The organism is Ferrovibrio sp., from assembly GCF_036381655.1.
In the GTDB taxonomy this organism is placed as follows: Bacteria; Pseudomonadota; Alphaproteobacteria; order Ferrovibrionales; family Ferrovibrionaceae; genus Ferrovibrio.
The window spans coordinates 42315-54861 of sequence record NZ_DASVCJ010000037.1; the positions used below are offsets into that span (position 1 = coordinate 42315).

Sequence of the window (12547 nt, forward strand, 5' to 3'; positions counted from 1 at the left end):
CGAGGCCTGCCCGTGACCGTCACCCTGATCGCCAAAGCCCCCGCCGCCATCCGGCTCGAAACCTATAGCGCCAAGCAATGGACGACGCGGCTCGGCCGCGAACGGCCCAATATCGCCGGCCTGGCCGCCTCGCAGGGCTTCAAGGCCAAGCCCGGCCAGGTCCTGGTGGTGCCCGACGGCCGCAGCGGCCGGCCGGCCCGGGTGCTGGCCGGCATCGGCGAAACTCCGGACCCGTGGTCCTACGCCGCCATCGCCGCGGCGCTGCCGCCCGGCGACTACAAGCTGGCGGATGCGAAAGCCGGCGATGCCGCGGCTTTGGGCTGGGCGCTGAGCGCCTACCGCTTCGACCACTACAAGAAGCCGTCCGAGCGCAAGCCCGCCGCGCGCCTTCTCTGGCCGGCGAAGGCCGACCGCGCCCGCGTACAGGCGCTCCATGACGGTATCGTGCTGGCGCGCGACCTGATCAATACGCCCTCCAGCGATATGGGTCCGGCCGAGCTGGCCGAAGCCGCGCGCGGCATCGCGCTGCTGGGCGGCGCGCAATTCAACTGCATCGTCGGCGACGAGCTGCTGGAGCAGAATTATCCGATGATCCATGCGGTCGGCCGCGCCTCGGCGCGGCTGCCGCGGCTGATCGACATCACCTGGGGCCATGCCAGGCATCCCAAGCTGACCCTGGTCGGCAAGGGCGTCTGTTTCGATACCGGCGGGCTGGACCTCAAACCCTCCTCGGCCATGCTGCTGATGAAGAAGGACATGGGCGGCAGCGCCGTGGTGCTGGGGCTTGCCGCCGCGATCATGGCGCTGAAGCTGCCGGTGCGGCTGCGCGTGCTGATCGCCGCGGTCGAGAACAGCGTCTCGGGCAATGCCATGCGGCCCGGCGACGTGCTGAAAAGCCGCAAGGGGCTCACCGTCGAGATCGGCAATACCGACGCCGAAGGCCGGCTGGTGCTGGCCGATGCCCTGGCCGAGGCGGATCGCGAAAAGCCCGACTGGCTGATCGATTGCGCCACGCTGACCGGCGCCGCGCGCGTCGCCGTCGGCCCCGACCTGCCGGCGCTCTATGCCACCGACGATGCGATGGCCGAGGCGCTGCTGGCCGCCGGCCTGCAGGCGGCCGATCCGCTCTGGCGCCTGCCGCTGCACAAGCCATACCGCGACTATATCGAGGGCAAGGTCGCCGACATCACCAACTCGGCCGAGACGCCGTTCGCCGGCTCGATCACCGCGGCCCTGTTCCTCAACGAGTTCGTCGAAAAGACGAAATGCTACGCGCATCTCGACATGTTCGCGTGGAATCCGAAAGCGCGGCCCGGCCGCCCGCTCGGCGGCGAGGCGACCGGCCTGCGCGCGCTGTTCGCGGCGATCGAAAAACGCTACGGCCGGCGCTGAGAACCGGGGATCACGCGCGCGACGGCCTGTCGCGCGCGAAGGCCTGCATGTCGCGGATGAAGGCGACGAATGCCTTGAGCTGCCCGGCGATGAAATCGCGGCTCGCCTGATCGGTCAGCCGGCCGCTCGTTTCGTCCACCTTGCTGGCGACCTGGTTGACCATCACCTCGGGCACGTTCATCGCATAGGTGTCGAGATAGACCAGCATCTGGCGCAGGTGATACTGCGCCCGCGCGCCGCCGAGCAGGCCGGGACTGGCCGACTGGATCAGCACCGGCTTATGCTTGAACGGCTTCTCGGGCAGGCGCGACAGCCAGTCGATCGCATTCTTCAGTACGCCAGGTACGGAGTAATTGTATTCCGGCGTCACGAAGATCAGGCCGTCGGCGGCGCCGATCTCCTCGCCCACCCGCCGCACCGCGGCGGGAAAACCCTCCGCCTGCAGATCGGCGTTGTAGAGCGGGAAATCGCCGACGCTGCCGAGCGCGGCGATGGTCACGCTGGGCGGCGCGAGTTCGGGCAGGCTGCGGGCGATGGCGGCGTTATACGAGCCCCTGCGCAGGCTGCCGAGCATGGTGACCAGGGTCAATGGCGCTTCGGATGGCATGGAATTCCCTTCTCAGACCGGATGCCATCTAGGCTGCGATCGAGCATTGTCGATAGCGTCGCCAGGGCAGCGCCGCCAGGGCAGCGCCGGCAGCACAACAGCAGATGGAAAAGCGACGGCAGAAAAAACTTCCGCCGCCGGTGAACCAATCCTTAAGCATCGTGTTTTTGTCACAGACGTCACGAGGTTGTCGCAAAGGCGGCGCGATTTGCCACCTTAGACTGAAGCTCTCGAATGGGGTTCACGGGCACAAACAGAAAATGGAGGGAACCATGGCTTCCCCCGGTCTCATTTTTTTCCTCGTCCTCGCGGTGCTGCAATTCTTCATCATAGCCGACGGCATGGTGCAATGGTTCCATATCAACTGGCTGATTGCCGCCAATTGCGCCGCCTTCCTCAGCGGCCTGCCGCTTTTCGCCAGCTTCTACCTGCTGGGCAACCGGCGCGGCTGAGCCGGGGCGGGCGCCGGGCAATTTGGCAGCGGCGCAACTCTGGGTGATACCGCGCCGGACGCTCGCCGCGCCGCCGGCCGGCTGCCTCAGCCTCCGGCCGCGTCGCCGCCGGCCCGGCCGACAAAGCCGCGCAGCATCTCCATCGGGAAGGGAAAGACGATGGTCGAGCTATTCTGCGCGCCGATCATGTTCAGCGTGCCGAGATAGCGCAACTGCATCGCCTCGGGCCGCCGGCTCATGATCTCGGCGGCTTCCAGCAGCTTCTGCGCCGCCTGCAATTCGCCCTCGGCATTGATCACCTTGGCGCGCCGCTCGCGTTCGGCCTCGGCCTGGCGGGCGATGACGCGGATCATGCTTTCGCTGATATCGACATGCTTGATCTCGACATTGGCGACCTTGATACCCCAGGCATCGGTCTGCACGTCCAGGATTTCCTGGATGTCGCTGTTGAGCTTGTCGCGCGAACTCAGCATCTCGTCCAGGTCATGCTTGCCCAGCACGGAGCGGAGCGTGGTCTGCGCAAGCTGCCCCGTCGCCGCCATGAAATCGGCGACCTGGATGATCGCCTTGTCCGGCTCGACGATGCGGAAATAGATCACCGCATTGACCTTCACCGAAACGTTGTCGCGCGAGATCACATCCTGGCTCGGCACGTCCAGCACCAGGGTGCGCAGATCCGTACGCACCATCTGCTGCACATAGGGGATCAGGATGATCAGCCCCGGCCCTTTGACGCCGGTGAAGCGGCCGAGCGTGAAGACGACGCCGCGCTCGTATTCGCGCAGGATGCGGATCGCCGCCATCAGGAACAGCGCGATCAGGATGACAAGCGGCGCGATGAATGCGTATTGCTGCCACATCGGAGCGGTCCTTTTCTGGTTCTATGGAACTTTCATCTGCTCGCGTCCCGGATCGGACGCCGAGTCGGACGTCGGGTCGGGCGCCACGTCGAGCGTCAGGTCATGCAGCGCCTTGACGCGCACGCGCTGGCCCGGTGCGAATTGCGCCGCCGCCTCTGCTTTCCAGCGTTCGCCATGCACCAGCACGAAACCCGCGCCGTCGCCCCATTCCAGCACCGTGGCGGAAGCGCCGATCATCTGCTCGCGCCCGGTGACGACGCCGCGCCGCTGCGCCTTGTAGGCCAGACGCAGGATCAGCATGACGAAGCCGAGCGTCACGCCGGCGATGGCGGCCGTCACCGGCCAGTCGATCTCGAATTCCGGCAGCTCGGTATCGATCAGGATGGTGGCGCCCAGCACGAAGGCGATGGCGCCGCCGATCCCCAGGGCGCCGACCGAGGGCGTGAATACCTCGCCGATCATCAGCGCCACGCCGAGCAGCATCAGCCCGGCGCCGGCGTAATTCACCGGCAGCGCCGCCAGGGCGTAGAGGCCGATCAGCAGGCAGATCCCGCCGATCACGCCGGGGAAGAAGACGCCCGGATTCATGAATTCGAAGATCAGGCCGTAGATGCCGATCATCATCAGGATCAGCGCCACGTTCGGATCGGTGATCGCCGCCAGCAGCTTGGTGCGCCAGTCCGGCGCCAGCGGCACGACTGACAATCCGGCGGTGGCGAGGGTCGTTTCGCCGGCACCGAGCTTCACCTGGCGGCCATCGATCGCCTGCAGCAGCGCCGCTTCGTCGGCGGCGATCAGGTCGGCGACATGCTGCGCCGTCGCCTCGGTGGCGGAAAGGCTGACGCCCTGGCGCACCGCCTGCTCGGCCCAATCGGCATTGCGGCCGCGCAGCTCGGCCAGCGAGCGGATATAGGCGGTGGCGTCGTTGACCACCTTCTTCTCCATCGCGCTCATGCCTTCGGTGGCGGCGGGCTTCGCCGCGCCGTCATCCTGCTGCCCGTCCGTCTTGCCGCCATCCTTGGGCGCGGGCTTCTCGCCGCCGCCGAATGGCAGGCCGCCGCCCAGCCGCACCGGCGTCGCCGCGCCGAGATTGGTGCCCGGCGCCATCGCCGCGATGTGGCTGGCATAAAGAATATAGGTGCCGGCGCTGGCCGCCCGCGCGCCGCTCGGGCTGACATAGGCCGCAACGGGAATCGGCGAGGCGAGAATGGCGCGGATGATCTGGCGCATGGCGGTATCCAGGCCGCCCGGCGTGTCCATGCGCAGGATCACCAGCGCGGCGTTGCGCGCCTTGGCCTGTTCAAGACCGCGCGTGACGTAGTCCGCCGTGGCCGGTCCGATGGCGCCGTCGATCGTCAGTTCGAGCGCGATGCGGCCGTTCTGCGACAGCGCCGGCGCAACGGCCAAACCGATACCGCCCGCCGCCAATGCGAGCAGCAGGAAAACCCGCCGAACCAATGCCTGGACCTGTGCCACCGGCATGCCTCCAAGACGGCCATGACTCTAAGATAGGACGCCCGCCATTCGGCGGAAGACCGCAGATTTCAGCGGCTTCGCCATTGCCTGGATTTCGTTGTCCGGATTCCGTTGTCCGGATTCCGTTGCCCGGATTCCGTTGCCCGGATTCCGTTGCCCGGATTTCGCGCGCCCCTGCGCCACGACTCATGGCGCACCATGTTCTCATCACTTGGAACATAGGACAGAATAGCCTTGACTGCAAGCCGAAATGTTCTTATTCTGACCCAAATAGTCGTTCCCGGGCCTCCCCCTTCGCGGGGACGACGGAATACTGGGGTTGGACATCGTGGATCGGAACAGGCAATCCCGCCCAATCGTCACCCCGGGCGAGACGGCCGTTCGCCGGCGAGACCCGGGATCCCATTAAAGAAATGGGATTCCGGCTCGCGCGGCGCGGCGGAAAGCGCGCCGCGCGAGCCGGAATGACGGCAAGGAGCGACAGAAAATCAAAGGCTGCCACGAAAACCAGGCCGCCCCGGAATCGAAAGAGATTTAATTGGCTTTACTTGGCTCCAATTGGCTTCCAATCCGACGCAACCGGCTGCGCCAGCCGGTATCGCTCAGGCCAGAGGGGGCCGCGTCGCCTGCATGGCAGGCCGGGCGTCGAAAACGGCGAACCAGCGCGCCAGATCGGGCCGGCCGCCGCGCCAGCCGGCCTCCGGATGGCGGAAATCGTAGTAGCCGAGCGCGCAGGCGATGGCGATCTCGCCGATGCTGGGCGTTTCGAACAGGCTGGCGGCCTCCTGTTCGAGCACATCGAGCGCCGCCGCGATCGCCGCTTCCTGGCGCGCGATCACCGCATCGCTGCGCTGCCCGTCGGGGCGGCGCAACTCGACGAAGCGGCGGATGACAGCTTCGGCAAGCCCGTCGCCCAGGGCCTGACGCCGCAGGCTGCGCCAGCGCTGCGGCCCGCGCTGGGGGAAGATGCGGCCGGCTTCCGAACGGAGGCCCTCGGCCACGGCATAGCTGTCGAGGAACTCGCAGATCACCGGAGAATCATACAGCGCGACCCCGTCGGGCAATTCCAGCACCGGCACTTTGGCCAGCGGGTTGCTGCCGCGCAAATCCGCCGCGGTCCAGGGATCGGTCAGTACCAGTTCGATCCGCTCGGCGAGGCCGAGTTCGATGGCCGCGACCCGCACCTTGCGGGCAAAAGGAGAGGTCGTGGCATAGCGCAGCTTCATCGCGGGTCCTTATTAACAGGATCAGCGACAGAATAAACGCATGAAAGAAATTTTAGTTATGCTGCGATTGCAACGCTGCGTTCATGCCGCCTTGCTGTAGCTGCGGTCGACCAGGGCGACGATCTCGCGCATGATCGCCGTGAGGTCGTAATCCTTCGGCGTGAAGACGCCGGCGATGCCGGCGGCCTTCAGGCGCCGCTCGTCCTCCGGCGGGATGATGCCGCCGACCACCACCGGCACCTCGCCGATGCCCTCCCTGCGCATGCGCTCGATCACGTCGGTGGCAAGCTCGACATGGCTGCCGGAGAGGATCGACAGGCCGACCAGATGCACGCCCTCTTCCAAAGCGGCGGCGACGATCTGTTCGGGCGTGAGCCGGATGCCTTCGTAGACAACTTCCATGCCGCAATCGCGCGCCTTCACGGCGATCTGCTCGGCGCCGTTGGAATGGCCATCCAGGCCGGGCTTGCCGACCAGCAGCTTCAACGGCCGCCCCAACCGCTGCGCCACGGCCTTCACTTCCTCGCGCAATGCGTCCATGCCGTCATCGGCCAGCGCCGTACCCGCCGCGGCAACGCCGGTCGGCGCGCGATATTCGCCGAACACCTTGCGCAGGGCGGCAGCCCATTCGCCGGTGGTCACGCCGGCCTTGGCCGCCGCGATGCTGGGTTCCATGATATTGCGATTCTCGCGGGCGGCGGCTTCCAGATCGGCCAGCGCCTTCCCGACCGCTTTCGCATCGCGCTCAGCGCGCCACTGCTTCAGCCGCTCGATCTGCTCGGCCTCGGCCGCCGGATCGACGGTCAGGATCGCGCCGCCTTCGCTCGCCACCAGCGGCGACGGTGCCGACTCGGTGAACCTGTTGACGCCGACGACGACATGCTCGCCGGTCTCGATGCCGCGCACGCGGGCGGTGTTGCTCTCGACCAGGGCCTGCTTGAGATAGCCGCTCTCGACCGCCGGGATCACCCCGCCCATGTCGTCGATGCGCCGCAATTCGGTGCGCGCCGCCGCCTTCAGCGCCTCGACCTTGGCCTCGATCACCGGGTTGTTGTCGAAAATGTCGCCGTATTCCAGAAGATCGGTTTCGTAGGCGACGATCTGCTGCAGCCGCAGCGACCATTGCTGATCCCATGGCCGCGGCAGGCCAAGCGCTTCGTTCCAGGCCGGCAGTTGCACGGCGCGGGCGCGCGCCTTCTTCGACAGCACCACCGCCAGCATCTCGAGCAGGATGCGGTAGACGTTGTTCTCCGGCTGCTGCTCGGTGAGCCCCAGCGAGTTGACCTGAACGCCGTAGCGGAACAGCAAGGCCTTGGGGTCGGTCACGCCGTAGCGCTCGCGGCCGATCTCCTCCCAGAGATCGACGAAGGCGCGCATCTTGCAGATTTCGGTGATGAAGCGGATGCCGGCATTGACGAAGAAGCTGATGCGGCCGAAGGCCTGGCTGAAATCCTCGGGCGGCACCTGGCCGCTGTCGCGCACCGCATCGAGCACCGCGATCGCCGTGGCCAGCGCATAGGCCAGCTCCTGCACCGGAATCGCGCCGGCTTCCTGCAGGTGATAGCTGCAGACATTGGTCGGGTTCCATTTCGGTAGCTCGCGGTAGGTGAAGGCGATCACGTCGGTGATCAGCCGCATCGAGGCCGCCGGCGGGAAGATGTAGGTGCCGCGGGAGAGATATTCCTTGATGATGTCGTTCTGCACCGTGCCGCTCAGGTCGGCGCGCTTCGCCCCCTGCTCCTCGGCGACGGCGATGTAGAGCGCCAGCAGCCAGGCGGCCGGCGCGTTGATCGTCATCGAGGTGTTCATCTGGGCGAGCGGAATGCCCTCGAACAATACCCGCATGTCGCCCAGATGGCTGATCGGCACGCCGACCTTGCCGACCTCGCCGCGCGCCAGGACATGGTCGCTGTCGTAGCCGGTCTGGGTCGGCAGGTCGAAGGCGACCGACAGGCCGGTCTGGCCGCGGCTCAGGTTGGTCCGGTACAGCGCGTTGGAGGCCCGGGCCGAGCTGTGGCCGGAATAGGTGCGGAAAAGCCAGGGTTTGTCCCGGCCGCCTGCCGAACCACCGCTTTCGCGACCGCGAATGGTGTTAGCAGAAGCAGCATCGTTTGGGCGAGTCGCACACATAACTTTGTTCCGCGTTTCGTTGACGTAAGGTTATTATGTTTCCCCTTGCGCGCAGCAAGGGAAATAACATAACCTCTGCTGCAATGCAAAACGATCTTGCCATTTTTTCGCCGTTGCAAAAAGGTGGCAAATCGTCTGGCAGGGGACCGTCTTACGATGCCGGGGCAAGGCTAGTCCCGGCGGCCCCGGCCAACAAGAGAAGAAACACCGCTCGCCCGGCAGCGTTACAGGACGAGCGTTACAGGACGAGCGCTACAGGGACAGCCAAGAAGAAGGAGTTTCGCCATGTCGAATGCGGGTGGGTCCGTGGTCACCTTACAGACCGCCAATGGCGGGCCGGCCAAGGGCGGCTACAAGGACCTCTACGAAGTGGGCGAAATTCCGCCGCTCGGCCATGTGCCGAAGAACATGTATGGCTGGGTGATCCGGCGCGAGCGCCACGGCCCGCCCGAGCAGTCGATGCAGCTCGAAGTCATTCCCACGCCGGAGATCGACGCCGATGAAGTGCTGATCCTCGTGATGGCCGCGGGCGTCAACTACAACGGCGTTTGGGCCGGCCTCGGCGTGCCGATCTCGCCCTTCGACGTGCACAAGGCGCCCTTCCATATCGCCGGCTCGGATGCCGCCGGCATCGTCTGGGCGGTCGGCCGCCGCGTCAAGCGCTGGAAGATCGGCGACGAGGTGGTCGTCCACTGCAACCAGGACGACGGCGACGACGAGGAATGCAATGGCGGCGATCCGATGAATTCGCCGTCACAGCGCATCTGGGGCTACGAGACGCCGGACGGCAGCTTCGCCCAGTTCGCCCGCGTGCAGTCGCGCCAGTTGATGGCGCGGCCGAAGCACCTGACCTGGGAAGAAAGCGCCTGCTACACGCTGACGCTGGCCACCGCCTATCGCATGCTGTTCGGCCATCGCCCGCATATCCTGCGGCCGGGCCACAACGTGCTGGTCTGGGGCGCCGCCGGCGGCCTGGGTTCGATGGCGATCCAGTTGATCGCCACGGCGGGCGCCAATGCGATCGGCGTGATCTCGGAAGACACCAAACGCGATTTCGTCATGAGCCTGGGTGCCAAGGGCGTGATCAACCGCAACAACTTCGACTGCTGGGGCCAGCTGCCGCCGGTGATGGACGCCGAGAAATACGGCGCCTACATGAAGAAGGTGCGCGAGTTCGGCAAGGCGATCTGGGAGATCACCGGCAAGGGCAACGACGTCGATTTCGTCTTCGAGCATCCGGGCGAGCAGACCTTCCCGGTCTCCTGCTTCGTGGTCAAGCGCGGCGGCATGGTGGTGTTCTGCGCCGGCACCACAGGCTACAACCTGACATTCGACGCCCGCTTCGTCTGGATGCGGCAAAAGCGCATCCAGGGCAGCCATTTCGCCAATCTCCTGCAGGCCAGCCAGGCCAACCAGCTGGTGATCGAGCGGCGCCTGGATCCCTGCATGTCGGAGGTCTTTTCCTGGGCCGACATCCCGCGCGCCCATACCAAGATGTGGAAGAATCAGCACAAGCCCGGCAACATGGCGGTGCTGGTCAGCGCGAAGACGCCTGGCCTGCGCACCATCGAGGATGCGATCGAGGCGGGGAACAGCTGATCCCGCCGACCGACGCTGCCAGTCTTCCTGTAGATTGGCTGGCGGGCTCGTCCCGCCAGTCGTATTTTTGCCATCGCCATTGACGAGCCAAGATCATGTCCGCTGCAGCCAAGCCCGCCCCCGCCAACGAAAGCCTTCTCATCGCCGATCTTCTGCCGACCTGCGCCGCCGCCCTGAAGAGCGCCGAGGACTTGCTGGGCACCGCCACCGCCGCGGTCGCGCAGATGGTGCGCGGCGCCGATGGCCGCATCGACGGCGCCAGGCTGGAGGAAGAGCAGTTCGCCGCCCATGGCCTGGCCTGGCTCGCCACCTATGTCGCGACCCTGAAGGAGGCGCTGCATTGGGCCGAGCGGCTGCAGGCGGACGGCAAGCTGCGCGAGCTCGAGCGATTGATCCTGCAGGCCGGCTTCGGCGAGTATCTGGCGCAGATCGCCGGCGGCATCAGCATGAGCCAGGTCGAGGTCTGCCGGCTGACCGATCTCGGCATCGCTCCCGAGGCGCAGCAGCGTTTCCAGGGCGGCGAGGTTCGCCGTTTGATTCAGAGCGGCAACACCGGCCTCGTCCGCAGCCGCATCGCCGCCCTGATCCAGCATAGCCTCGAGACCGGCGATTTCGGCGAGCCCGGTCTGGATGAGACGATGGCGATGGTGCGCGAACAGTTCCACCGCTTCGGTGAGGACAAGGTCGCGCCCTATGCCCATGACTGGCATCTGAAGGACGCCTTCATCCCGATGCCGGTGGTGCAGGAGATGGCCGAACTCGGCGTCTTCGGCCTGACCATCCCGGAGGAATATGGCGGGCATGGGCTGGGCAAGATGGCGATGTGCGTCGTCTCGGAAGAGCTCAGCCGCGCCTATATCGGCGTCGGCTCGCTGGGCACCCGCGCCGAGATTGCCGCCGAACTGATCCTGCGCGGCGGCACCGAGGAGCAGCGCCGATACTGGCTGCCGAAGATCGCCTCGGGCGAAATCCTGCCCACGGCGGTCTTCACCGAGCCCAATACCGGCTCCGACCTCGGCTCCCTGCGCACCCGCGCGGTGAAGGACGGCGATGTCTACAAGGTGACCGGCAACAAGACCTGGATCACCCATGCCGCCCGCACCGATTTGATGACGCTGCTGGCCCGCACCGATCCGAACGAGCCGGGCTATAAGGGCCTGTCGATGTTCCTGGCCGAGAAGCCGCGCGGCGACGACGCCAACCCCTTCCCGGCCAAGGGCATGAGCGGCGGCGAGATCAAGGTGCTCGGCTATCGCGGCATGAAGGAATACGAGATCGGCTTCGATGGCTTCGAGATCAAGGCGGAGAACCTGCTCGGCGGCAAGGAAAGCCAGGGCTTCAAGCAGCTCATGGAAACCTTCGAGTCGGCGCGCATCCAGACCGGCGCCCGCGCCCTTGGCGTGGCGCAATGCGCGCTGGAACTGGGCCTGAAATACGCCAACGAGCGCATCCAGTTCGGCAAACCGATCTACAGCTTCCCGCGCGTACACGGCAAGATCGCCTGGATGGCGGTCGAGACCATGCTGGCGCGCCAGCTCTGCTACTTCGCCGCGCGCGAAAAGGATCAGGGCCGGCGCTGCGACCTGGAAGCCGGCATGGCCAAGCTGCTGGCCGCCCGCATCGCCTGGGCCAATGCCGACAATGCGCTGCAGGTGCATGGCGGCAACGGCTATGCCGAGGAATACCCGATCAGCCGCGTGCTCTGCGACGCCCGCATCCTCAACATCTTCGAGGGCGCGGCCGAGATCCAGGCCCAGGTGATCGCCCGCCGCCTGCTGGAAACGCGCAACGGTTAGGTTTCGATAAAATCCGTGCTGGTCGGATTGCCGCCGCAGACCAGCACGGCCAGCTTTTCGTCCGGCTTCGGCCGATAGCGGCCGGATAGCAGCGCCGCAAAGGCCGCCGCGCCGCCTGGCTCGGCGACGAGGCGCAGCTTGTCCCACAGAACCGCCTGGGCCTGCTGGATCGCCTCGTCGCTGACCAGCACGCTCTCGGCCACGTAGCGTTGGGCGATCGGAAACATCAACCGGCCGACCTGCCGCGGCGCCAGAGAATCGGCCGCGATGCCGCCCGCCGGCGCCTCCACCGGCTGCCCGGCCTGCAAGGCCATGTGCAAGGTCGGCGCCGCCTCCGGCTCTACCGCGACGATCTTCACCCGGCCTTCGTACCAGGCGGCGATGCCGCCGATCAGCCCGCCGCCGCCCACCGCGACCAGCAGCGTGTCCAGGTCAGGCGCCTGCTCCTCCAGCTCCAGTCCGACGCCGCCCTGCCCCAGCAGGGTTTCCGCCTGGTCATAGGCATGCACCGGCATGGCACCGCTTTCGGCCTGCCAGGCCTCGCTGGCGGCCAACGCCTCGGCATAGCGTTCGCCGCCCACCACCAGGTCGGCACCGTAATTGCGGATCCGCGCGATCTTCATCGCTGCCGCGATGCGCGGCACGAAAATCTTGGCCGGGATGCCGCGTTTCATCGCGGCATAGGCGACTGCCGCACCGTGATTGCCGCCCGAAGCCGCCACCACGCCGGCCTTGGGCACCGCACGCTTCAGCAGGTTGGCGAAAGCGCCGCGCGCCTTGAACGAGCCGGAATGCTGCAGCAGTTCCAGCTTCAGATGGATCGCCGCCAGGGGCAGGTCGAAATCCGCCCCGGCCACCGTCACCACCGGGGTCCGGCGGACATGCGGCCGGATCAGCGCGGCGGTGGCCCTGATCTCTGCGGGGGTGATGGAAGCGGCGGACAGGTCGGTCATCATCTTCATCCGTGAACGGAAGCTGGGGCTGAATGCGCCGTTGACATTAATTAGAA

Annotated in this window: 10 protein-coding genes; 4 read left to right on the forward strand and 6 right to left on the reverse strand. The window is 66.4% G+C overall.

Going from position 1 to position 12547, the window contains the following annotated elements; genetic code table 11:
- The first annotated feature begins 12 nt into the window (after positions 1-12).
- Positions 13-1392, forward strand: coding sequence for a leucyl aminopeptidase family protein (locus VF194_RS07420; RefSeq protein ID WP_330889569.1), 1380 nt, complete (start codon positions 13-15; stop codon positions 1390-1392).
- A 10-nt stretch (positions 1393-1402) separates the two neighbouring features.
- Here VF194_RS07420 and VF194_RS07425 read toward each other — a convergent pair whose 3' ends face one another.
- Complete coding sequence (locus tag VF194_RS07425; RefSeq protein WP_330889571.1) at positions 1403-1999, reverse strand: NADPH-dependent FMN reductase; 597 nt, start codon at positions 1997-1999, stop codon at positions 1403-1405.
- Between the two features lie 272 nt (positions 2000-2271).
- Here VF194_RS07425 and VF194_RS07430 point away from each other — a divergent pair, with 272 nt between their 5' ends.
- Positions 2272-2451 carry a hypothetical protein gene (locus VF194_RS07430; protein ID WP_330889573.1) on the forward strand — a complete coding sequence of 60 codons (180 nt, stop codon included), beginning with the start codon at positions 2272-2274 and terminating at the stop codon, positions 2449-2451.
- Positions 2452-2537: 86 nt separating this feature from the next.
- Here the strand turns inward: VF194_RS07430 and VF194_RS07435 are convergent, their stop codons facing one another.
- The 4 genes from VF194_RS07435 to VF194_RS07450 all read right to left on the reverse strand — a co-directional run bounded on the left by VF194_RS07435 (position 2538) and on the right by VF194_RS07450 (position 8143).
- The gene (locus VF194_RS07435) at positions 2538-3311 is read right to left on the reverse strand and encodes a slipin family protein (protein WP_330889575.1); all 774 of its coding nucleotides are present in this window, start codon (positions 3309-3311) and stop codon (positions 2538-2540) included.
- 21 nt (positions 3312-3332) lie between these two features.
- Positions 3333-4787 (reverse strand): nodulation protein NfeD, encoded by a 1455-nt coding sequence (locus VF194_RS07440; RefSeq protein WP_330889577.1) that lies wholly within the window; start codon positions 4785-4787, stop codon positions 3333-3335.
- Between the two features lie 602 nt (positions 4788-5389).
- Entirely contained in the window at positions 5390-6013 is a 624-nt protein-coding gene (locus VF194_RS07445) for a glutathione S-transferase (RefSeq protein WP_330889579.1), read from the reverse strand.
- Between the two features lie 81 nt (positions 6014-6094).
- Positions 6095-8143 (reverse strand): methylmalonyl-CoA mutase family protein, encoded by a 2049-nt coding sequence (locus VF194_RS07450; protein WP_330889581.1) that lies wholly within the window; start codon positions 8141-8143, stop codon positions 6095-6097.
- Between the two features lie 285 nt (positions 8144-8428).
- Between VF194_RS07450 and ccrA the strand changes: the two genes are divergently transcribed.
- Together ccrA and VF194_RS07460 are read left to right on the forward strand one after the other, a co-directional pair.
- Positions 8429-9742, forward strand: coding sequence for a crotonyl-CoA carboxylase/reductase (ccrA, locus tag VF194_RS07455; protein WP_330889583.1), 1314 nt, complete (start codon positions 8429-8431; stop codon positions 9740-9742).
- Between the two features lie 95 nt (positions 9743-9837).
- Positions 9838-11538, forward strand: a complete 1701-nt coding sequence (locus VF194_RS07460; protein WP_330889584.1) for an acyl-CoA dehydrogenase family protein — start codon at positions 9838-9840, stop codon at positions 11536-11538.
- On the opposite strand, the gene VF194_RS07465 is transcribed toward VF194_RS07460, so the two are convergent.
- Positions 11535-12491 carry a threonine/serine dehydratase gene (locus VF194_RS07465; protein WP_330889586.1) on the reverse strand — a complete coding sequence of 319 codons (957 nt, stop codon included), beginning with the start codon at positions 12489-12491 and terminating at the stop codon, positions 11535-11537. The genes VF194_RS07460 and VF194_RS07465 overlap by 4 nt on opposite strands.
- Between the last annotated feature and the right edge of the window lie 56 nt (positions 12492-12547).

Bases quoted from the DNA above. Each gene is read 5' to 3' on its own strand.
- VF194_RS07425 (WP_330889571.1), bottom strand. From the start codon at position 1,999: ATGCCATCCGAAGCGCCATTGACCCTGGTCACCATGCTCGGCAGCCTG.
- VF194_RS07430 (WP_330889573.1), top strand. From the start codon at position 2,272: ATGGCTTCCCCCGGTCTCATTTTTTTCCTCGTCCTCGCGGTGCTGCAA.
- VF194_RS07435 (WP_330889575.1), bottom strand. From the start codon at position 3,311: ATGTGGCAGCAATACGCATTCATCGCGCCGCTTGTCATCCTGATCGCG.
- VF194_RS07445 (WP_330889579.1), bottom strand. From the start codon at position 6,013: ATGAAGCTGCGCTATGCCACGACCTCTCCTTTTGCCCGCAAGGTGCGG.
- VF194_RS07450 (WP_330889581.1), bottom strand. From the start codon at position 8,143: ATGTGTGCGACTCGCCCAAACGATGCTGCTTCTGCTAACACCATTCGC.
- ccrA (WP_330889583.1), top strand. From the start codon at position 8,429: ATGTCGAATGCGGGTGGGTCCGTGGTCACCTTACAGACCGCCAATGGC.
- VF194_RS07460 (WP_330889584.1), top strand. From the start codon at position 9,838: ATGTCCGCTGCAGCCAAGCCCGCCCCCGCCAACGAAAGCCTTCTCATC.
- VF194_RS07465 (WP_330889586.1), bottom strand. From the start codon at position 12,491: ATGACCGACCTGTCCGCCGCTTCCATCACCCCCGCAGAGATCAGGGCC.